This window comes from Paraburkholderia sp. OAS925 (genome assembly GCF_040543975.1).
Lineage (GTDB): Bacteria > Pseudomonadota > Gammaproteobacteria > Burkholderiales > Burkholderiaceae > Paraburkholderia > Paraburkholderia graminis.
The window spans coordinates 570583-593523 of the sequence record NZ_JBEUNO010000001.1 but is presented as its reverse complement, the minus strand read 5'-3'; the positions used below and the strand labels follow the sequence as shown (position 1 = coordinate 593523).

The following is a 22941-nucleotide window of genomic DNA, read 5'->3' as shown; positions in this document are numbered from 1 at the left end:
CTCCTGAAAACGCTCAGGCCACCGGCCCTTGCGCCGGCTTCCGTCTGAGAAGCGCGTAAAGAATGATTGCGCCGAACGTCGCCGTGCCGATGCCGCCAAGACCAAAGCCGCCGAGCTTCAGCGAGAAGTCGCCGGCGCCGAGCACGAGCGTGACCGCGGCCACGATCAGATTGCGGTTATCCGAGAAGTCGACCTTGTTGACGACCCAGATGCGCGCGCCGGTCACAGCGATCAGACCGAACACGACAATCGAAACGCCGCCGAGCACAGGGCCCGGAATGGTCTGGATCACCGCGCCAAACTTCGGCGAAAAACCGAGCACGAGCGCGATCAAGGCGGCGATCACGAACACCAGCGTCGAATAGATTTTGGTCACGGCCATCACGCCGATATTTTCCGCGTAGGTGGTCACACCCGTACCGCCGGCAAAACCGGAAACGACGGTCGCGAGTCCATCGCCGAGAAAAGCGCGGCCGATATAGCGGTCGAGGTTCTGTCCGGTCATCGCGCTAACCGCCTTGATATGCCCGAGGTTTTCGGCGACGAGGATCACCGCGATCGGCGCGAGCAGCGTCATGGCCTGCATGTTGAACACGGGCGCCGTGAAATGCGGCATGCCGAACCACGCAGCGTTCGCAACGATCGAGAAGTCGACTGGCTTGCCCATGCCGAGGCCGTTCGTCACGATTGCGTAGATCACGTAGGCCATCAGCAGGCCGACGAGAATCAGCAGGCGTTGCAGCATGCCGCGGCCAAACACCGCGACCGCGCCGACGCACAGCACGGTGACGAGCGCCATCCACGAATCGAAGTTGCTGCCGCTCACGCCGCGCACGGCAATCGGCGCGAGATTCAAACCGATCACGCAGACAATCGCGCCGGTCACGACTGGCGGCATCAGCGTTTCGATCCAGCGCGTGCCGACCGCCGACACGATCAGGCCGATGACCGCATACACCACGCCGCACGCGATGATGCCGCCCAGCGCGACCGGAACGTTCATGTTCGGCCCGTGGCCGCCGTAGCCGGTGACCGCGATCACGAGACCGATGAACGCGAAGCTCGAGCCGAGATAACTCGGCACGCGGCCGCCGACCAGCACGAAGAACAGCAGCGTGCCGATGCCCGACATGAAGATGCAGAGGTTGGGATCGAAGCCCATCAGCAAGGGCGCGAGCACGGTCGAGCCGAACATCGCGACGACGTGCTGAATGCCCATCGCGAACATCTGCGGCCAGGCAAGGCGTTCGTCAGTACCGACGATGCGCCCCTCGACGGCATCTGGCTGCGCGCGCCAGCGGGGAAAATAGGAATCGGCCATCGCGGGGGTTCTCCTCTATTCGGCGTTTTTCGTGGACGACGGCGCGCAAAAATAGCGCCGTGCGGGAATTACGCGCGAGTGTACGGAGTGCGATTGGAGGTGGCAAGCGCGGACAATATCGCGCGCGGCCAGGCACAAACGCGACGCGCGCGATGACGCGACGTTCGTCACGCGTGCTTCGGCTCGAGCGAGAACACCGTCACCGCCGCCTGCAACTGCCTCGCCTGATCCGCCATCGACGACGCCGCGGCCGCGGCTTGCTCGACGAGCGCGGCATTCTGCTGGGTCACGTCGTCCATTTGCGCGACCGCGCGATTCACGCCTTCGATGCCTGTGCTTTGTTCCTGCGACGCCGCGGAAATCTCGTTCATCAAGTCCGTGACGCGACTGATCGCCTGAGTCACTTCGGCCATCGTCTGGCCGGCCCGCTCCGCGAGTTCCGCGCCGCTGTCCACGCGCGCAGTCGAGTTTTCGATCAGTTCCTTGATCTCTTTCGCCGACACCGCGCTGCGCTGCGCGAGCGAGCGCACTTCGCCCGCGACGACCGCGAAGCCGCGTCCCTGCTCGCCGGCGCGCGCGGCCTCGACCGCGGCGTTCAGCGCAAGAATGTTGGTCTGGAACGCGATGCCTTCGATCACCGCGATGATGTCGGTCATGCGCTTCGAGCCGGCCGCGAGTTCGCGCATCGTTTCGACCACATCGCCGACGAGATGGCTGCCGCGCGCCGCCACTTCCGAAGCGCCGTGGGCAACGCCGCCCGCCTGCTGCGCGTTGCCGGCGTTCTGCTTCACCGTCGACGTCAGTTGCTGCATGCTCGACGCGGTTTCCTGCAAGGCCGCGGCCTGCTCTTCGGTGCGTTGCGACAGGTCGGTGTTGCCCTGCGCGATTTCGCCCGATGCAGTGAGGATCGATTCGCTCGATTCGCTGATGCCTGCAACGATGCCCGAGAGCCGCTCGCGCATGTTGCGCAGTGCGAAGAGCATGCTCTGCGTGTCGCCGGGACGGGTTTCGACGCGCACGCTGAGGTCGCCGTCGGCGATGCGGTTCGCGATGTCCATCGCGTAATCCGGTTCGCCGCCCAACTGACGCGCGAGGCGCCGCGCGATGATCGCGGCCAGTACGCCGCCCGCGACGATCGCGCCCAGCACCAGCACGAGCATCGCCATGCGCATGCGCTGATAATTGGCGGCGGCTTCGGCCTGCGCGTCGTTGCCTTGCTGACGGCGATAGTCGATCAGCGCCGTGATGCGGTCGCGCAATGCCTCACTCGACGCGATGGCGCGGCGCACCAGTTCGTCGTTGTCGACGCCGGCCGGGATCGGCGCAAGGCCGATCTGCTGCTGCACGATGCCTTCCCAGACCGCGGACTTCTGCAGCACGTCGTCGAACATCTGGCGGCCCTGGGCGGTGACGATCGTCGCGCGATAATTGTCGTAGCCCTCGTGCATTCGCTTGAGCGACGCCACGATGCTGTCCTTGAGCTTCTGCCGGCCGGCGTCGCCGCTCACATAGCCGAGGTTCGCGGCGGCGAGATCCGAATCGATCTTGTGGCGGTTCGCTTCTTCGAGCCAGTAAAGGCCGTCCATATATTTATCGCAGATGGCATCCGTGATGTCATGCATCGACGACAGCGTCTTCAGCGAGGTGCCGCCGATCACCACGCAAAACGCAATCACCACGGCGAATGCCAGCAGCAGTTTCCTGAACACGGTCATGCGGTCGAACCACTTCATTGGCCTATCCTTCACAAGTCACAACAAAAATGCTCGCTGCCGCGTCACGGCCGGAACATGCCAACGACTCGTCATGAGCGAGAAGGCAGGTTCGGGACGCAGCGCTCGGCAGCGTTCAGTTCGTTTTACGGCGCGCAGCGCGCGGACTTGATGCAATGAATCCCGGAATAAGCGGGACAGGATAATGTAAGGAATGCCTGGCAGATGCAAACGAGCTACGCGTTTGAGATTCGTCCGATAGCGAAGCAGCGATTGGGCTCTTAGACTTGCCCCGCTGCGTTGACCCCAATTAACGCATGCGATGTTGTTGTAACTCTCCGACTTTCCGCTCACGCTCTCCGGGTGTGAGCGGTTTTTTTTTCGCCTTGCTTCGGTTCAGGCGTGCGGTTCGAACGCATTCTCAGCGAGCCGCAGCGTGTACCTGCGGACATCGTCCGGCCATTGCGCGATTTTTTCTTCGAAGCGCGGCCGGTCGCCGGCATAGAGCGCACGAGTCGCATCTTCGTAATCGGGCAGGTTGCCCGCCAGCGCCGTCATGAAGCGATACACCGCTTCCTGCGCTGCGCGTCTGCGGTCGACATGCTCGCCGGTTGCGCGCGCCGTCTCTACCAGCTTGCGTAGCGCGACCGACGCGCCGCCCGGCTGCGCATTCAGCCAATCCCAATGACGCGGCAACAAGGTGACCTCGCGCGCGACGACGCCAAGCCTCGGCCGTCCGCGACCGCGTGGCGTGCTGGTGTCGGCGGCGGCGGCGGTGGTTGCGTCGGTGGTGGGATATGCGGCGCGGTCGGCCTGATTCAAGCGCGCGACGATGTCCTCCGCACTGCCGCGCAAATCGAATTCGACGGGAGCCGCGCTGACGTCGTCGAAAACGAGGACGGGCGCCTGTTCGCCCCGCGCGAGGACCTCTTTGACGGCGAGCGCGACCCGCGGCAATTCGCCGGAAGCGATAAGGCGATGGCCCTCAAAGGCCGTACAGGTGCGGGAATACGTGGTCACGACAATCTCCGGTTCGGGAAGTTGTCGAATTATATCCGGGTTAAATAAAAGCGCAACATATTATCCGGGTATTATTGTGAGGCAGCGCTATCGACCAACGACAGTTGTCGCGCTGCCTTCCGCCGCCGGCACACCCGGCCCGTACGAAGACACGCGATTGCGGCCCGCATCCTTCGCGGCATACAACGCCTGATCGGCGGCGTCGACGAGCGCGCGGCTCGACGTGAACGCCTCGCCCTGCATCGTCGCGACGCCGATGCTCACGGTCAGCACATGGTGCGAGCTGGCCACGTGACCGAGCCCAACCGCCTCCACGGCCGCGCGGATTTTCTCGCCAATGGACATTGCGCCGGCCTGGTCGGTGTCCGGCAAAAGAACCGCGAACTCTTCGCCGCCGTAGCGCGCCGCCGTGTCGCCCGGACGCTGCACGTTCTGCGTGATGCAGCGAGCCACCGTGATCAGCGCATCGTCGCCGGCCGAGTGGCCGTACAGGTCGTTGAATCCCTTGAAACTGTCGACGTCGATCAGCAGCATCGAAAGCGATCCGCCGTTGCGGTGTACACGGCGCCATTCGTTCTCCGCGGACTGCTCGAAGGTGCGGCGGTTGTCGACGCCCGTGAGACCGTCCGTGCTCGCGAGCGTGCGCAGTTCTTCCTCGGCGATGAGGCGCCGCCGTATCTGCTGCGCGAACAGCACGGCGAGCGCGATCATCGTGAGATCGAGCGCGCCGATCAGCGAGCCGATGATCCATGCGCGCCGCCGCCAGCCGACGTAGATATCGCGCGTGGACAGCGCGACGTCGAGAATCAGCGGATACATGTCGATGTGGCGAAACGCGTACCAGCGCTCGACGCCGTCGATCGCCGCCGTTCCGAAGAAGTCGCCGCTCGGCTGCTGGACGAAGCGCGAATAATTGGCTGTGCCCATCAGATTGATGCCGATCGTCTTCGGATCGTACGGACGCCTCATCAACATCGTGCCGTCGCTCAGCATCAGCGCCATCGATCCGCCGGCGCCGAGGTTCATCCCGTCGAACAGGCTGCGGAAATACTTCAGGCGCATCGTGCCCACGACTACGCCGCCGAAGCTGCCATCCAGCCGCGTGATGCGCCGGCTGAGGCCAATGCTCATGTCCGCGCCCGTCGTGCGCGGCATGAACGGACGGCTCACGTACAAACCGACGCTAGGCGAATCGCGATGCACCTTGAAGTAGTCGCGGTCGCCGAGATAAACGTGGCGCGGCGGCAGCGACTGCGAATCGATCGCGATATAGCCCGTTTCATCGATGACGAGAATCGAGCCCATGTCTTTCGCCGACGCCGAGCCGTCGAACAGCACCATCTGACGCAGCGCCGGATCGAGTTGCATCACGCGCGACTGCTTGAGCCCGTCGATCACCGTTCGGATCGACAAATCGTAAATTTCCAGGTTGCGCGAGACGTCGCGCTCAACCAGCAGCGAAACGTTGAAGACCGAGTCCTGCGCGCGCCGCAACGCGTCGTCGTGCATCTGCGCGAGCACCCACACAGCGAGCGCGAGGATTGCGCTCGCCAGCACGCCACTGATCGCGATGATGAGGTTGGGACGACGCGTGACCATGTTGTTCGGTTCGGACATGCGCGGCCTTGGCGCGCGGTGGGGAAAGGACGCGCCCGTGGGCACGTATGGCAAGCCGGTAGCGTAACAGAGGGAACCGCGGCCCAAATCGTGGAAAAGACGGGGGTTTGACGGCTTGCGCGGGGCTTACGGTTGTCTTTTGGTTGTCTTTGGTTGGCGGTGAGAGTTGGGTGGAAGTCTAGACGGCGGCGGACGTTAACGGGTCGTGGATTACCCGGCTTCTCTCAAGTCCATCTGCGAAGCTCCGATAACCAATAAATGGGATGCCGCTTTTTGTGCTCGCACGAAGCGGCAACACCGCGCGAGGTCGTCGACTGTCCGGCGGCCGCATAGACGCTCCCATTCCCGGACCTGAGAGTCCATTACGAAGCGCTCGTTTCGTCCCTGGAGAAATACAGATACATGGCCGCTCTGAACCAGTTCACCATTAAAGCGAAGCTGATAGCCGGCTTCGGCATGCTGTCCCTGATCGTCGTTGCGGTCGCGGGACTTTCGCTCAAGTCGCTCGCCGATTCCACCGATGGCTTTTCCAGTTTCGTGCGCGGCATCAACGCGCGCGCCGACATGGCGGTTCAGGTGCGAACCGCGGTTGATCGCCGCGCGATCGCGGCGCGCAATCTCGTGCTCGTCGTCAAGCCCGAGGATCTCGAGATCGAAAAAGCGCAGGTCACGCGTGCACACGAAGACGTGGCGGCGAATCTCAAGAAGCTGAACGAGATGGTCAGGGACGCCGGCGCCGACGACAAGGCGCGCAGCCTCGTGGCCGAAATCAATCGCGTGGAGACCGCGTATGGCCCGGTCGCGACCGACATTGTCGGCCTCGCGCTCGCCAACAAGCGCGACGAGGCGATTGTCAAAATGGACGATCAGTGCCGGCCGCTCCTCGCGGCGCTGATTCGCGCGACCGACGCGTATGCCGGGCACGCGCATGCGCGGCAGGAGACGATGATCGCCGACTACGCGGCGCATTACGAGAACCAGCGCAATATGCTGATCGTCATTTCGCTGCTGGCCGTTGCGCTTGCAGTCGGCGCGTGCCTCGCGATCACGCGTGCCGTGAGCGGGCCGTTGAGCGTTGCGATCGACGTCGCGCGGACCGTGTCGCAAGGCGATTTGCGTACGCGCATTCGCGTCGACGGCAAGGATGAGGCCAGCAAACTTCTCGGCGCGCTGCGCGAGATGAACGAGCGTCTGACGACGGTCGTCGGACGCGTGCGCGACGCCAGCACGAGCATCGCGGGCGCGGCTCGCGAGATCGCGGCGGGCAACATGGATCTGAGCCAGCGTACGGAACAGCAGGCGGCGTCGTTGCAGGAGACGGCGTCGAGCATGGAGCAGCTCACGTCGACGGTGAAGCAGAACGCCGATAACGCGCAGCAAGGCAGCACGCTCGCCGCGAATGCTTCGTCTGTCGCCCGGAAAGGCAGCGCCGTGGTCGGCCAGGTGGTGAGCACGATGCAGGACATCAGCGATAGCTCGACGAAGATTGCCGACATCACGGGCATCATCGAAGGGATCGCGTTTCAGACCAACATTCTTGCGCTGAACGCAGCCGTGGAAGCGGCACGCGCGGGCGAACAGGGACGCGGGTTCGCGGTGGTCGCAAGCGAGGTGCGGAGTCTTGCGCAGCGCTCGTCGAGCGCGGCGAAGGAGATCAAGGATCTGATCGCCGATTCGGTGGGAAGGATTCGCGACGGCTCGTCGCTTGCCGGCGAAGCGGGCAAGACGATGACCGAAGTCACGCATGCCGTGGCGCGCGTGACGGACATCATGTCGGAGATTGCGGCGGCCTCGAGCGAACAGAGCCGCGGCATCGAGCAGATTAACCTCGCGATCACGCAGATGGACAACGTCACGCAGCAAAACGCGGCGCTGGTGGAACAGGCGGCGGCGGCTTCGCGGTCGATGGAGGAACAGGGGGAGCGGTTGAGTGAGACTGTGGGGTTTTTTCGGGTGGGGGTGGGTGTTGACCTCGTGCTGAGGGAAGACGCGGGGGCTGGGGTGGCTGGGGTGGGTAAGCTAGCCAATGGTGCTCACGTCAAGCCGGTGAGTGCGGTCCGCGTTGGGGCGAAGGCTGAACCGGTGCGTGTGCCGGCGAAGGAGTTGGCGTCGCCGGTTGCTACCGTCGGTGGCGATGACGGGTGGGATAAGTTTTGAGTGGATGCTTCGGTGGATGGGTTGCGAGGGCGGGTGAAGAAAAACCCCCGGCAGTTTGAGGCTGCCGGGGTTTGTGCGGCGGTGAGACATCAAGCAATTTCTTCCAATCAGTTGGAACCTTCTCTTTGCACCTCAACTACGGGCAGCTTGAACCTCGCAAAGCTGCGACCAACGGCACTCGGCACGGACCGTCACCATGGCAAAGTGTCAATGAGGCGTCCCTGACAGGAGCGGACGTTCGGTGGGGAAGTCACCGGTCGAGGTAAGCGGTATGATCTTCCGGAGCACCGCAAAGAGCCAGCATCGGCACCGTTCTACTAATTGACTAGCGATAATGGCCATTCCTGATTTTCAGACATTGATGCTTCCCGTCCTACGTTCGTCCGAAATGGGCGAGGTGAAAATTTCTGATGTCGTCCAGTTGTTGGCGGGCAAATTCCAACTGACAGAGGACGAGCGCTCAGAACTACTGCCATCCGGAAAGCAGACGACCTTCGCTAACCGTGTGCATTGGGCCAAGAGCTATTTGGGCAAAGCGGGCCTGGTTGAGTTGACCAGGCGCGCCCACTTCCAGATAAGCGATCGGGGACGTGATGTATTGGCCAATCCGCCGGGAAAAATCGACATTCGCTTTCTGGAACAATTCCCAGAGTTCATACTGTTCCGGGACGCCAGCAATGGTAGCGACAACGCCGGAAAAAACTCGCCGGCGGTGGAAGCTGTCCAGGCGAGCGGCATGACGCCGGACGAAATCATCCGAAAAGCTCACGGTGAGTTGGACGACGAACTCAGTCTTGATCTGCTCGCCCGTGTCATTGCGGCGCCGCCGGAGTTTTTCGAGCGTCTCGTAGTCCAATTGCTGCTGGCCATGGGTTATGGGGGGTCCACAAGTGACGCCGGCCGTGCGTTAGGCAAGAGCGGCGACGGCGGGATTGACGGCGTTATCGATCAAGACGCCTTGGGCTTGGACCGCATTTACGTACAGGCCAAGCGCTATTCCGACGGCAATAACGTCAGCTCGGGTGCGATCCGGGATTTCTTTGGATCACTGGATCGTTTCAAGGCGGCAAAGGGACTTTTTGTTACCACTTCGGCGTTTTCGGCTTCTGCCAGAGAGACGGCCGATTTCCTCAGTAAGCGTATCGTCCTTATTGATGGTCGCCAGCTAGCCAAGCTGATGATCAGGTACAACGTTGGCTGTCGCGTTGAGGAAACAATCCAGCTGAAGAGGGTCGACGAAGAATTCTTTGAGTAGTCGTTGAACGGCAGCGTACTGAGCGGAGCCCGGTCTGAGGGGCCTAGATAACGGCGCCTGCGAACGACGCCTCCTGGGCGACGCGTGCCGGTCGCAGCGCTTATTGACATAAAGACGACGACGATGAGACCGCGACCAACCGGATGACGATATTGCAAAGTTAGTACGTGGAAAGGTAAACGCCGCCCCAAGGGGCGAGCCGGCTGCCCATCAACGCTCTTCCTGTCGAAGCTTCTAATGCCCGTCATTGTACTGAACGGGGCGCGAGGCGCGCTGTTGATCCTGGGGAAGATTGGTCACCGATACCAATCAATGCGACCGCGCCGAAATTGTCTTTTCGCGGGACAAGAAAGCTACCGGTGGAAGGCGAATACCTCTTTTAGACGCGACCGAAGGTTTGCTTCCATCTGAAATCGAAACAGATTGCTACGACGCGCAGTCGCCACTAATCGCGAGTTCCAACGCCATGCGGTGAGAACATGGTCAGCGTGCATGACGAGCGAACATGAACCATAGATAGACCCTCTCTCTATGACTTCAACTTCGCGGCGCCAATTGTCGACTATGACTTCCCCGACGACGACAGACTCGAAATCAGCGTCGCTCCGCAAGACGTCTTGTGTCCGTCAAATGCCACGGCGCGGCCGTTGATCTTCACATTCTCATCCCCCTCTGCAATCACGCAGTCGCGATGGCCACTGGTCGGGCAGGTGCATCTATCGCCTATGCGCGCCACGCCCCTCCCCATAACCAGCGACGTTTCGCTGCCAGTAACCACCTTACCGCCGTGACTTGTACTGTCACCAATGCGTATCACACCTCGCATTCTGTACCTCACTGGTCCTTTCAAAAGACGAGGCATCCCCTGACGCGTTGCCTAAACCCAGTGACAGCTTCCCGAGTTTCGTTGTCCCTGTAGGCCTCATCGATCAGGCCTCCGATGTATGACCAGCTGGTTGCGCTTTTCACGGACGACCCGCTCTTGGTGCTTCCTCTGCAATTCCGCGACGCGTGCGACCAGTGCATCCACCGAGTGCCGCGCCGACTCGCCGCCCGCACTACTTGGTCCTCGCCCCTGCACGGAAGCGCGGACAATGCTGCCCCTCAAATCATCGAGCGGCATGACTCACCACCTGACGTCGTTCTGCGCGCGCTTCGCTACTGATTCGGCCTTAGTTGGGCGACCCCGCCGGCGCTTTTCAGGTGACGCCAGTGCCGTCGCGTTCGGAGAGTCGGCTGCGGCGACGTGTAGACCAATCCATCTCTCTACATCTTCAGCGCGCCAAAGAAGGCGCTTCGTGTTGGGGAGGCGGCAGATCGGCGGAAGGGACTGAGGATTACGCGTCGCATCGCTACGGATGCTGGCGACAGATTTCTGTAGATGCTCAGCGAGCTGATCGACCGTGAGTAGCGCTTGCATGGACATTGGCCCCTTGTTGGCGCCATGTCACATTTGTGCACACAGCGGCGTTGGTTAGCTGATGTATGCAAGGTTGACCCGTGGGGTCACTGAAATCTCGGTAGAGACACGAAGTGTTTTCTACCAATGAGCTGCGCGATCTCGAATCACTGCGCAGCGCCACAAATTTGCCACACCCCGTGTGCAAAAACCTGCGCCGGAATGCAAAACAACGCACTACATCGCAAGACGTAGTGCGTTGTTTCTAAAGAAAAACTTGGTGGGAGGAGGACAACCTAACTAATCCGCCAATCAGCCTACAGAAAGACACTCTAGGAACCATTCCTGGATCATGCCCCCCAAACATGCCCCCGTCCATGTTCCTCTGCGACTTACCTACGTTTTGCCGTACGCTCCGCCTGAACCTCGCCCTTCCATTGTCGCGGAAATGCCACGCAAGCTTTCCGCTCATGGGCCACACGTTCATCGTGGCCGACGACGTAATGATCTTCGGCTCAACGAACTTCACGCAGGCGCGCGACAAACGGAATTCCGAAAATTTCAACGTGCTTCACGGTCCGGGCTGCGCTCCCCGACGAATGTGTCAAGTTGGTCCAGTGGTCGAGCTGTCCGCACAAGCTATTCGGACAAACCGAGATAAGGATGGCTTCCCGTGACCGCGAGCCCTTCACCGGCCTAAGTTCTCTCCCGGGGAAAACCACTGGGCGGCGCTGTCCCACTCCGGCCGGACGCGCAGCCGGCTGCGATATTAGTTAGTACGTTCGTTGGAGCGCCGCCGATCAGTACCCGACAGTATGTCGCGAAGCTCAGCCCGGATGGTTTGCGCTTCCTGCGCAAGGTCCACCGTGGCGAACGAGATGGCATGCCCTTGAATCATGACTGATTCGCGAATGCGGACATTGACTGCTGGGTGCAGAAACAATCCCGACGCCTGGTCCCATAGCAAGCCGAGCCCCTCTTGCGATCGCAAATACGCGTACATCTGGTACAGATACTGGCTTTTCAGACTCGCACCGCCCAAAACGGCTAGCACCGAGAACCGATGTGAACTTGGTGTCGATGACAAGCCTGCGACCAGCGCCGGGATCATCAATGATGATGTCCGTGATCATGCCTGGCAGAATCTCGGCAACCCCATCGGACGCCGCCGACGTCTGCCAGTCCATATGCGTGCCACCACGGACACGCCACCCGATGGGCTCCAGCTCAACGCGCGCGAAACCGAGTACTGCCTTTTCGAACAGGCGACGTACCCATACGTCACCCCGCTCAGGAGAAACCAGTGTCGTCGGGCCAGCCTCTTCGGTCGGAAGAGCCAGATCAAATGCCAATTTCGCCAGTTCAACCATGAGACGGTCATCGTGGTCATTTCGGCCGATCTGGTCTTGCGCCAGTTCGGCACGAGACGGGCGGGCACCGATCACCCCGGAACGACCGAGGGTCGCCGCAAGGGAGCGACATCGCCGGCCTAGGTCACGATCACGCACGAGAGCCGCCAGCACGTCCAATGCTGCTCGAACATGACGGTTTCGCGGCGTGTTGGTCGTCAGCTCCTCAAAACGGCAATACACCTCGCCTCGGGATAACAACTGCTGCGCTTCGGTTCTCAAGATATCGATGCGGCCCCGGACACGGGTGAGGTTCTGCGCCCGATGCTGATATCCGCGCGAAACGTTCCGGCGCAAACGCTGCTCCACGGCATGAGCCAGCAGTTTTGCGATCAGATCGGGAATATCCTCAAGATCGTCCTCGACGAGCGCATTGAATGCTTCCTTGATCCGCATCAGATCCGAGGCATACAGCATCAGGAGCCACAGGTTACGCACCGGAATGCGGCCAATCTTCCGGCTCCCAATAACGACATTCTGTCCGGCGAACGTGTTCAATCCAGCCCCGCGAGTAGCTTCTGTTTGGCCTCGCGAGCCGTTGCTGGCGAGTCGTACCAGTACTCATCCAGCAACGGGCCAATTTCCGTTTCGACCTTGGCCTGGAACCAGGCTGCACCGTCGTCAACCGTGCCATCCGGCGTCAGATACGAATGACCAATCCGAAACTGCGGCCCCAGCGAAACCGTCGTTTCGATCTTGCCATTCAGATCAACAATCCGGCGTTCGATTTCAGCAATCAGCCCGTCTTCAAGACCGCGCGCGGCGCACCATGCGCGCCATGGCGCATCAAACCGTGGCGCAAGGTCGATGAAGGCAAACCGGCGCCGAAGCGCCAGATCAACAATGGCGAGCGAGCGGTCCGCAACATTCATGGTGCCGATAACGTACAGATTGTCCGGCACGTGAATCCGCTCGCCCGGCTCCTTGCGGTACGCCAGCTCCATTGCCTCGGAGCGATGGCGTTTCGATGCTTCCAGCAACGTCAGCATTTCACCGAGGATCTGCGCCGGGTTTCCTCGGTTGACTTCCTCGATCACCAGCACAAACGGCAGATCGGGTTCGCTCTCTGCCGCCTGAATGGCCTGCATGAGGATGCCGTCCACCAACGCAAGTTGACCGTTTCCAGCAGGGCGCCAACCACGCACGAAATCTTCATACGCCAATGACGGGTGAAACTGCACGATCCGCAAACGGGAGCGCGTTGCATCGCGGTCATCCGATCCCACAAGCGCGAAGCCCAGACGCTTCGCGAGCCAGGTCTTGCCCGATCCAGGTGGCCCTTGGAGGATCAGGTTTTTCTTGGTTCGCCACCGCCCCAATATCGTTGCAAGCTCGTCGACCGACAGAAAACACCCATCGGCGATGATCTGATCGACTGTATAGGACGGGGTGGCCTCCTCCGTGACTTCTTCCGCATCCTCAAGGGAAGCCGGTTCGATCTCGCTAGGCGCAGCAATAAAGCCGACGCGATCGCCGTACTTGTCTTTCCAGTAAGGCTGAGCCAGGAATGATGCGTAATCCTGCGAGGCCCCTTTGAACGTAAATTCGATCAGGCGACGCCCGTTCTCTGCTTCGGGATCGACTTGGGCAATGGTGTTGCGGTACGTGTAAAAGAACCAGTCACGTGGCTTGGTCGCAGGGTCCCAGGCCACGCGCACCGTGCGACCATCGTCCAGGTTTTCCAGCACGGTACCCGTTGCCTTGATTCGCATCGCCGAGACGGACTTGCCCCCGACATCAAACGGTAAGCGCCGCTTCTGAACAAAGGCCGCCTTGACAGCAATCTGGTCTCCCGGCCGAATCTTGCGAACCTGATCGAGGAATTGATCCGTGTATCCGTTTTGCCAGATACCCTCGCTCAGGAAACGTGGGAGTTGATCATCCTTCCATAGCGCCCCGACGAACCAGTAAGCCTTGCTGTCGTCCGAATCTTCCTCAAGATCAGGGGCGGAAACCTCATCTTCAGGAGCCGCATTTGCAGGGCGGCTCGCATCGCGGATGCGAACGTATAGATCCCATGTCTCGTCGGGCGTCAAATGGGTGCCACGACCTTCGGGCGTCAGCGCCCAGACACCGCGTTTTGCATTGCTGATGAGCCCACCCTTTACGAGGTAGAAACGAGCCCAATGCACATCGTTTTCGAATATTGACTGGTCACCTCCTTGAATATGGCGAGCCAGATCCTCCTCAGCAACGGCACCCTGCGCTCGAATCCAGGCCATCGCTTCGGCTGGACGCATTGGATTCGGATCAACCGACCGCAAAGCATCCAGCAATAGCGGGAAGTATTTCGTAAAGCGATTTTTTCTCTCTTCTGCAGCAGTCGTCACAAATTAATCCCGTATGGTCGTATTAAATCGGCGCCCCCATCTTCAGCCCCGTACGTTGGGGGCGCGACTGCAATCACCACGCACTAATAAGCCCAGTCCTCGTGCCGGACTGGCAACCGGTTCACCTCGTCGCGAATCTGCCGCCACTGCGGCATGAACCGATCCATCAACGACTGAAACCGCGCGTTATGGGCCGGCTCAATCAGGTGCAACAACTCATGCACGAGGATGTATTCCACGCATTCTGATGGTTTGCGTGCCAGGTCCGTATTCAGGCGAATATTGCCGGTCACCGGGTTACAGCTTCCCCACTTCGTTTTCATGTGCTGAACGAGGATACGTCGGGTCTTGACGCCCAGCATGGGCTCCCACTTTTCCAGCAACGGGGGCACCGCAACCGGGAGTTGCTCCCGATACCATGCTTCAAGCGCCTCGCGGCGCTTGCTCACATCGCTGCCGGGGCGCAAAGCTAGCTCCAGAATCGGATGCTTCAGCTTTACCGTCGGTGCGGCATCGGTTTCAACGATACGCAACAGGTAACGCTTTCCCCAGACATAGTGGCTCTCCCGGTCCCAGGTATTCGCGGGCCGTCTCCCGTTCCTGCGCCAGCAGCTTGCGCTGCTGTCGACTGATCCAGTCCAGCCGGGTGATGGCATATTCGAGGCTTGGTGCTGAAGTCGTAAATAATGTCTTCGACAACCCGATCCATGCGCGAGCGCGAACTAAGCACGTGCTCTGCATCGTGCCCCACTGCTTCTTCGGTTCGTTTTTCTGCCAGTCGTTTAAGCTCTTGGTTTTGGCTTCGAACCAGGTATCGATCTTGTCTTGGGAGCCGAGCGTCTGGTCAATGTCCCGGCTTCGCGACAGCGCCGCCCGAATGTCCATCTCTTCGGTCTGAAGATAACTCGGCCCCTCTTTGCGATAGAGCTCCGTCACCTTTAAAATCGGGATGCCAAATGCAATCGCGGCGGCGATGATGGAACCAGTGCTCGTCCCAGCGATCAGATCGAATTCACTATGGAATACAGTATTGAATTCCCTCTGAATACGTTCAAGGACATGGCTGGCATAGGTACCACGAATACCGCCACCATCAATTGCGAGCAATTTCATCGCAGCGAATTCTCCTTGGACAAATTCGCAAAGGCGCTTGCAGCTGTACTGAGTAAACCTTTCCTCATCCAGTCATTCCTTCCAAACCTCTGCCGCCAGCGGCAACTCATTGAGCTCGGCACGCGCCTCTCGCCAGCTGGGGTAATGCTCTTCAAGGATTGCGATGAAGCGATCACTGTGCGTGGGCTCAATCAAATGGGCCATTTCATGCACGATGACGTACTCAAGCAGATCCTTCGGCTTTTTCACCAGCTCCGTATTGAGGCGTATATTTCCCGCTGCGTGATTGCAACTGCCCCACTTGGTTTTCATTCGTTGCAGGAAGTAGCCTGAAACGCTCACCTTAAGTTTGCGCTCCCACTTTTGAATCAGCGGCGGTACGACCTCATGCAGCAGCGACTTGTGCCACTCATGCATCACCTCTGCGCGCTTTTCTGCGCTGCAGCTAGGACGAACAATCAAGGTGATCCGCTTATTACTTAGGGTAACGAATGGCTTCACATCCTGGTAGTCGACCGTCATCAAATAGCGCCGCCCCCAAACATGGTGGCTCTCGCGTTCGATGAACTGGCGCGGTGTTTCCCGCGCCTGGCACTCCAGCTTTCTCTGCTGTTCACGAATCCAAACCAACTTCGAGATCGCGTAGGCACGCGCTACTTCAAGGCGTGTGTTGCTTGGAGCTGCAAGGGTCACACGTCCATCAGGCGGATGAACGGTGAGGTGAACATTCTTGATGTCCTTCCTAGTCACCGTTATCGAAATTTCGCCCAGTTGGATCGTCTCGCTCATCAGTACCCCGGTTGGTTCTTGATGATTTCAAAAATGGCCTGCGTCGCCACGCGATCACGAGACATGATGGGGAACAGGGCATTGAGCACCTGCTTCTCCCGGGTGTCATCGCCTTTCCAGCCTGCCGGTGCCTGCTCTCGCATCGCCTGATCGAGTTCAAGCGCGAGCGTAGCTTTGCCATCGTCGTCAGCCGGACAAACGAAATTTGTGGCCACGATGCTCCCCAAGTTGTTGAAGAGAGCGATAGCTTCCGAGTGGCCGTTGAGTACATGGGGATGGCTGCCCGTATTCTTTGCCGCCATCTTTTTCACCAACTCTTCGGCCTTCTGGAGAAATTTCTCGTAGGCAGCGGTGTCGTCGCGCTTTTGCTTGATCAGGTCTTCGAGGAGCTTGGAGATCTCGTCGTAAAACTTCGGATCAGTCAGCTGATCACGAATGATCGTCTTGCGAACGTTGTTGATGATGCCTTCCGCAATCGCATTTCTCGACAGCTTCCCTTTTTGGTTCAGCTTTTTGGCAATGGCGTCATGAATGCCGGTTTCAATGATCAGCTCGGTGAGCGAGAGTGAGCTCAAGTTGCCCAAGTCCTGTGCCGGGTCTGCTTGGATGTAGGTATTGATGAGGTGACGCATGTCCGCCTCGTAAGGCTTGATGTCCAGCTCTTCACCTGAGTGCTTTTTGATCGCAGTGCGCGTGTCGCTGTAGAACTCGATTTCTTTTTCGAGCGCAGCAATATCAGCCGCTGAATACCCTGCGTCTTCGAGGTTCTGGGCAATTGCCGCGTAGGCTCGCAGGAACGCTGCGGCTGACTTGTAGAACGAGATGCGCAGCGGCTCGGTGTTCAGCAGCGCTTCCGGGTCATTAGCATCACCGCAGAAATAATGCAGGTACTGCTCCATCTCGCGCGGCATGGCCACCGGCTCGCACAGGTAGCGCAGCGCCTCGCGGGCCGCATGGAGCTGCGCCTTGCCTTCCTTCAGCCAGTTTTTCACGGTGACGTTGCCGTCGTCGCCACCTTCGTCGATGTCCAGCTCGTCCGAGGTGTAAACGGCGATGGAGTCCTGCACCTGCTCGAACAGCTCTTTGTAATCGACGATGTGGCCATAGTCCTTGTCGTCGCCGTCGAGCCGGTTGGTGCGGCAAATCGCCTGGAACAGGTTGTGATCGCGCAGCTCGTTGTCGAGGTAGATGTAGGTGCAAGAAGGCGCGTCGAAACCGGTCAGCAGTTTGCTCACCACAATCAGCAGCTTCAGGTTGGCAGGCTCGTCGATGAAGCGCTGCTTGGTCTTGTCCTCGTAGTCCTTGGTCGTCTGGTCTTTTTGCAGGACGTGCTGGGTGTAGGTGTCGAACTTGTAGCGCTCGTCGCTGTCCTTGGGCTCGCGCGAGATCGCGTTGTGATTGGGCTCGTAGGAAGTAACGATTCCGCAGTACTTGCCGAACGACGTGTTCTGGAACAAGCGGAAGTAATGGCAGGCGTCGTAGATGGAGGCTGCCACAAGGATGGCCGTACCCCGGTCATTGTTCAGGCGCGGCTGCACACCGAAGTCGTGGATGATGTCGGCAAGGATGCGCTGCTTGCGCTCACCGGCACTCATCAGCTCTTCCATCGTCGCCCAGCGCTTACGCAGGACCGAGCGCTGGAAGTTGTTCAGCCCCTTGGTCTTCTGATCGAACCAAGCATCAATGGCCTTCTTTGAGGTCAGTCGCTGCGGTACATCACGTGCTTCGTATTTCAGGTCGAGCACCACCTTGTCGGCCACCGCTTCATCGAACTTGTAGGTGTGGATGTAGGTGCCGAATACCTCGCGGGTGGTCTGCTTGTCTTTGCGCAGCAGAGGCGTGCCGGTGAAGCCGATGAAGATTGCGTTCTCCAGCCAACGCTTCATCTGCTTGTTCATGTCGCCGCCTTGCGTGCGATGACATTCATCGACGAAGACGTAGATGCGGCCCACCACCTTCGGAGGCTCACCCTTCAGATCGGTCGTATCAAACTTGTGGATCAGCGCACACATCAGGCGCGGCGTGGCCGCCCCCAGCTTTTCGACCAATTCCGCGCGGGAGGTGATGCGCGGCGATGCTGCATCCTCGCCAATCACGCCAGCATTCTTCATCACACCCACGATCTGCTTGTCCAGTTCATCGCGGTCGGTGATGACCAGGATGCGGGCGTGCGGGTCAAACTCCAGCAGCCACTTGGCAATCAGCACCATCAGAATGCTCTTGCCGCTGCCTTGGGTATGCCAAATCACACCGCCTTCCTGCTGCTTCACCCGCTCCTGGGCGGCTTTCACGCCCTGGTACTGATGGACGCGGGGCACCTTCTTCTGGCCGCCATCGAAGATGATGAAGTTGCGGATCAGATCCAGCAGACGCACCTTGTCAAACATCTGCGCCAGCGGCTTATCCAGCAAAGCACCCTCAGCAAGCGGCTCTGACGTGGTGGCGCTTTTATCTTTGCGCTCCTTCCACTCCACGAAGAACTTCTCTGGGGTGCCGGTGGTGCCGTAACGCAACCCCTGCGAATCGCTGCCCGCCAGAACCAACTGCACCGTGCTGAAAAAGCCCTTGTTGAAAATCTCTTCCTGATTCGTGATGAGCTGGCGAACACCGTCGGCCACCTCCACCGAGCTGCGTTTCAGTTCGATGACTGCAACGGCGATGCCGTTGATGTACACCACCAGATCGGGCCGACGCTCATAGCCCCCTCGCAAGGTGACCTCTTCGGCCAGGCCAAAGTCGTTGTTGCCGGGCGTCTCCCAGTCGATGAGATGCACTGTCTCGTGTGCCTGCCCGGCAGCAATCTGCACTGGAACGCCATAGCGCAACAGCTGATACGTGCGCAGATTGGCCGCATAGAGCGTGATCCCGGTGGAGTCTGCTGCGGTCAGGAGTTTTTGCAGCGCTGCAGAAATGTGCTCATCAGAATAGCCACGCTTCTTGAGGTTGCTGCGCAGGAAGTCAGCTTCGATAGGCCGGTTGTTGTCGCGCTTGCTCCACTCACCCAGGTGGTCGTAGCCAAGGCAGTCCGGGCGACTCATATCTGTAAACAGTACCCCCACGCGGTTCTGCGTCTTGCGCTCAGAGCGGGCTTGTTCAGACATGGCTTTCCTCCTTGGCAATCAGACGTGTGCTACCCGTTAGTAGCTCCTGCATCATTGCTTGTTTCAGCAAGCGTAATTTCTCAAGACTTTTCTCTAATGCCTCCAACTCAGCATCCATGTCGGAGAGTGATGCGCTGATGGCAATTTGTTCTGACACAGAAGGGAGCCGAACTAAAAACTTCCTTAAAACCGACCAATCTGAGCGCGGCATATGGGTTCCGTATGACACGCAAGCCGCGTCAACAAAGGAATTCATTTGCACCAACAAATGAAGATAGCCCCCGTCGAGACGTTCATCGCGCGGGATCAAAGGCCAAATCTCGGTCGAGCAAACGCCATCGAAAGTGGCCATCCAATACTTCCTAAGATAGGCACGAAGTCTGCCAAACAGCACATCGCCCTTCTTAAAGCTGTATTTCGATGACGCACCCGTGGCTTCAATAAATCCATTTAACCTTCCATTCGCTTGGCCAATGAATTCAAGCTCCACGCAGGGCGTTCCCTCCGGGGTAGACGAACACAAAACTTTCCCATTACGAATTGTTGCCACGTCGCCAAACTCTGCCAGATCCCAATCTCCACTAAACCCAGGCAGACGAGTTTCGCAAGTGAGCAACTGCTGCATGGTCGCTTGCTTCAGGTCGCGCTTCTTGGCGATCTTTTTTTCGAGTGCGGCAAGCAATGCGTCCATATCGCCCAGCGCGTTCGCGATGGCGCGTTGTTCCGAAAGAGGCGGAACAATGATCGGCAACTTCAACAAATCACGGGTATAAATAGCCGCAACACTCGTCGTTCCGGTAGCAAGTCCGCGAAGTCGGGAAATCACACCCACGGTGTTCAGGGCGTAGTTTGCGTACTCATTAGAGCAAACCTGGCCAGCGTCGAACTCCAGCCGCATAAGGTTGGAGTTGTAGTAAGCAACAGGAATTTCGTCGCGCCAAATGGCAACTTTGCCAACCAGGTCCAATGTGTTCCGAGTATTGAACAAAACATCGCCGTAAACGAGGCGGTGCGAGGGTTCCGGAAGAACTCTTGGCGCGATGAACTGCACTTTCGACAGATCGAAAGTTCCACGAGCAAGATTGCCCATCTTCATCAGCGGTAGTTCAGCCTCCGCGTCCTGATTCGCATAGTTGCCTCCGAGTCGTCCTTTACTCAGTACTGAACCAAGCGGCTTGATATCCCAATCCTCCGGAATCAACCCTGCCTCAGTCAGGTTGTAACCGGTCGTCAATTCCATACAGCCCCCATCTTCTTCAGGTGCTCATCAACACGGGCCGAAAGCGTTGACAGCTCTTTGGTGAGCGTCGGCAATGGGGTGGCATACCGCTCTGCAAGCTGGCGGATGCGGCCTGTGAGGGTCTGAGAAACTCGATCCAGCTCGCCTTGCACGTCGTTGGCCAAAGTCGCGAGCCATTTGTCGTCCACCACGAGGTTCTTGATCTCTTCCTCGGTCAGCTTGGGGTACTTGGCATCCAGCTTGGCCTCAAGGTCGTCCTGCGCAGATTTCAGCTTGGCCTTGATATCGGTTTGCTTGTCGAGCAATGCAGCGTAGTCCTGCAGCGCCTGCCGTTCGTCTGCGTAGTCAGGGTCTTTGCCGATTTCCTTCAGGCGCGCTTTGACGGCCTTGGCGGTGATCTTCTGCTTGTCGCCTTCGCCCTCAATGACCTCGGCCAGCAGCCCTTCCTCGCCGCTGTTTTCTTCCATCATTTCCTGAAGTTGCTGCTCGACATCGGCCAGCTTGGCCTCGAGCGCTTCAATCGCGTCGCGTTCGCTGATGAAGTAACGGGCGATCAGAATCGGTGCTGGAATCAGATCGGATTTGAAGCGGCGCTTACCTTTCTTATAGTCATGCGCTTCGGGCCAAGCCAGCTTGCCGTCCTTATTCTTGACTTGCAGAATCTCGCGCGGCTGGGCACCCGCCTGCCAGCCTGCGTCGGCGATCAAATAGCAGTCGTCTTGCATCGTCTCTGCCCAGTAGTCCATGAGGTGCTGGTACACGTCATAGGCATTGACCAGGGGCGTCGGCTTGAATCGGGTAAGCAAATCCTCAGACAGCGCCTCGATCAATTGCTTTGGGTGGCCGTTTTGCGCAAAGGCCTTCAGCTGCAGGGTGCTGGCCTGCTTCCAGTCAACAAACACCTTGGTGGCGGCCTGATTGAATGCAGTGAACTCGGGATGCGCAAAGATGGTGGTCTTCACCTCGGCGATGGGCAACTTCAGCTGGGCATAACCAGCGCGCCCGGCTGACTCGAACAGGGCGCTGCGCACACCTGGAATGACCTTCCAGCAGTCGTCCAACGCATCGAGGTCACGCTCAGGAATGCCGCCCCGCAGATGGCCATCGATGTCCTGGATGTCTTCAGGCTCGGTGCTATCGATGTAGCGCGGCAGGTTGAGGTTGTAGTCGTTCTTGGGGTCTGCGATCTCGGTGAGCGGCACCATGCGCGAGTAGCGTGGCAGCTCAGCCAACTTTGTGAAGGCATCGACGATCTTGTGAATGTCCTGCTCACGCAGGCGGTTCTTGGGGCCATCTTTGATGAAGCCCTTGGAGGCATCGATCATGAAGATGCCTTTGCGGGCAGATGCGTTTTCCTTGTCGAGCACCAAGATGCAAGCGGGAATGCCAGTGCCATAGAACAGGTTGTCCGGCAGGCCGATGATGCCTTTGAGGATGCCGGATCGCACCAGCTTCTCGCGGATGACAGCCTCAGCATTACCCCGGAAGAGGACGCCATGCGGGAGAATGCACGCACCTTTGCCGGTGCTTTTGAGTGAGCGGATGATGTGCAGCAGGTAGGCATAGTCACCTTGCTTCTTCGGCGGTTCGCCCCAAGCAAAACGCTGGTACGCATCGCTGACCGGGATCAGGCCGGTACTCCAGGTCTTGTCGGAGAACGGCGGATTGGCGACGACGTAGTCATAGGTACGCAGCGACTCGCCATCCTTGAATTTCGGCGAAGCCAGCGTATTGCCCTGCAGGATGTTGGCGGTTGGAAAGTCGTGCAGGATCATGTTCATGCGGGCGAGACCGGCGGTGGTCACGTCCATTTCCTGCCCCTCCAACGTGATGTGCTTACCAGCCTCTGCCGCAACCTTGAGCAGTAAAGAGCCGGAGCCGCAGGTAGGGTCATAAGCGGTGGTCGAGGCCACTGCATTGGCCGGGGAGATACCCACGACCTTGGCCATGATCCGACTGACTTCGGATGGGGTGTAGAACTGGCCTTTGCTCTTGCCACTCTGCGAGGCGAAGTGCCGCATCAGGTATTCGTAAGCATCGCCCAGGATGTCGTCGTTCTCGGCACGGTTCTTTGAGAAATCCAGCTCGGGCTTTTGGAAGATGCCGATCAAGTTGCTGAGGCGATCCACCATCGCCTGACCTTCACCGAGCTTGTTCGGGTCGTTGAAATCAGGGAAGTCGCTGCGTGCAAGGCGAGAGTTGGTGTCGATCAACGGCTGAATGACCTGTGTGTTGATCTTGTCGCCGATATCGCTCTTGCCCTTCAGGGCAACCATGTCCTTGAAGCTGGCTCCGGGCGGAATGGTGACCGGCGGGGCAAAGTCATCAGAGTCGCCGTACTTGTCCGAGACGTACTTGATGAACAGCATGAACAGGACGTAGTCCTTGTACTGGCTGGCATCCATGCCGCCGCGCAGTTCATCGCAAGACGCCCAGAGAGATGAGTAAAGGTCTGATTTCTTGATGGCCATTTGCGAT

The 22941-nt window shown here is 59.2% G+C and carries 15 protein-coding genes; 2 read left to right on the top strand and 13 right to left on the bottom strand.

What is annotated here, in order from left to right:
* Nucleotides 1–13: 13 nt before the first annotated feature.
* From ABIE53_RS02630 to ABIE53_RS02615, 4 genes are all read right to left on the bottom strand, one after another.
* On the bottom strand, nt 14–1321 hold the full coding sequence (locus ABIE53_RS02630) for a solute carrier family 23 protein (RefSeq protein WP_029969535.1): 1308 nt from the start codon (nt 1319–1321) through the stop codon (nt 14–16).
* 167 nt (nt 1322–1488) lie between these two features.
* Nucleotides 1489–3054, bottom strand: a complete 1566-nt coding sequence (locus ABIE53_RS02625; protein WP_114155712.1) for a methyl-accepting chemotaxis protein — start codon at nt 3052–3054, stop codon at nt 1489–1491.
* 375 nt (nt 3055–3429) lie between these two features.
* Nucleotides 3430–4053 (bottom strand): DUF2239 family protein, encoded by a 624-nt coding sequence (locus ABIE53_RS02620; protein ID WP_114155711.1) that lies wholly within the window; start codon nt 4051–4053, stop codon nt 3430–3432.
* Nucleotides 4054–4140: 87 nt separating this feature from the next.
* Nucleotides 4141–5670, bottom strand: coding sequence for a sensor domain-containing diguanylate cyclase (locus tag ABIE53_RS02615; protein WP_114155710.1), 1530 nt, complete (start codon nt 5668–5670; stop codon nt 4141–4143).
* A gap of 402 nt (nt 5671–6072) precedes the next feature.
* On the opposite strand from ABIE53_RS02615, the gene ABIE53_RS02610 reads away from it, so the two are divergent.
* Together ABIE53_RS02610 and ABIE53_RS02605 are read left to right on the top strand one after the other, a co-directional pair.
* Nucleotides 6073–7827, top strand: coding sequence for a methyl-accepting chemotaxis protein (locus ABIE53_RS02610; protein WP_192699983.1), 1755 nt, complete (start codon nt 6073–6075; stop codon nt 7825–7827).
* A 334-nt stretch (nt 7828–8161) separates the two neighbouring features.
* Nucleotides 8162–9082: a restriction endonuclease gene (locus ABIE53_RS02605; protein ID WP_114155708.1), complete on the top strand. Its 921-nt coding sequence runs from the start codon at nt 8162–8164 to the stop codon at nt 9080–9082.
* 562 nt (nt 9083–9644) lie between these two features.
* On the opposite strand, the gene ABIE53_RS02600 is transcribed toward ABIE53_RS02605, so the two are convergent.
* The 9 genes from ABIE53_RS02600 to ABIE53_RS02560 form a co-directional block, all read right to left on the bottom strand.
* Nucleotides 9645–9908 carry a PAAR domain-containing protein gene (locus ABIE53_RS02600; RefSeq protein ID WP_114155707.1) on the bottom strand — a complete coding sequence of 88 codons (264 nt, stop codon included), beginning with the start codon at nt 9906–9908 and terminating at the stop codon, nt 9645–9647.
* 1400 nt (nt 9909–11308) lie between these two features.
* Nucleotides 11309–12388, bottom strand: coding sequence for a 5-methylcytosine restriction system specificity protein McrC (locus tag ABIE53_RS02595; protein ID WP_376914556.1), 1080 nt, complete (start codon nt 12386–12388; stop codon nt 11309–11311).
* Nucleotides 12385–14220 (bottom strand): AAA family ATPase, encoded by a 1836-nt coding sequence (locus ABIE53_RS02590; RefSeq protein ID WP_192699982.1) that lies wholly within the window; start codon nt 14218–14220, stop codon nt 12385–12387. Before ABIE53_RS02590 ends, ABIE53_RS02595 begins: the two co-directional genes overlap by 4 nt.
* Nucleotides 14221–14303: 83 nt before the next feature.
* Nucleotides 14304–14753: a M48 family metallopeptidase gene (locus ABIE53_RS02585; protein WP_376914553.1), complete on the bottom strand. Its 450-nt coding sequence runs from the start codon at nt 14751–14753 to the stop codon at nt 14304–14306.
* Entirely contained in the window at nt 14740–15333 is a 594-nt protein-coding gene (locus ABIE53_RS02580) for a patatin-like phospholipase family protein (RefSeq protein WP_376914551.1), read from the bottom strand. Before ABIE53_RS02580 ends, ABIE53_RS02585 begins: the two co-directional genes overlap by 14 nt.
* Before the next feature lie 72 nt (nt 15334–15405).
* Nucleotides 15406–16122 (bottom strand): M48 family metallopeptidase, encoded by a 717-nt coding sequence (locus tag ABIE53_RS02575; protein ID WP_192699981.1) that lies wholly within the window; start codon nt 16120–16122, stop codon nt 15406–15408.
* Nucleotides 16122–19223: a type I restriction endonuclease subunit R gene (locus tag ABIE53_RS02570; protein ID WP_192699980.1), complete on the bottom strand. Its 3102-nt coding sequence runs from the start codon at nt 19221–19223 to the stop codon at nt 16122–16124. Before ABIE53_RS02570 ends, ABIE53_RS02575 begins: the two co-directional genes overlap by 1 nt.
* Entirely contained in the window at nt 19216–20463 is a 1248-nt protein-coding gene (locus ABIE53_RS02565) for a restriction endonuclease subunit S (protein WP_192699979.1), read from the bottom strand. Before ABIE53_RS02565 ends, ABIE53_RS02570 begins: the two co-directional genes overlap by 8 nt.
* On the bottom strand, nt 20454–22934 hold the full coding sequence (locus tag ABIE53_RS02560) for a type I restriction-modification system subunit M (protein WP_192699978.1): 2481 nt from the start codon (nt 22932–22934) through the stop codon (nt 20454–20456). Before ABIE53_RS02560 ends, ABIE53_RS02565 begins: the two co-directional genes overlap by 10 nt.
* Nucleotides 22935–22941 lie beyond the last annotated feature (7 nt).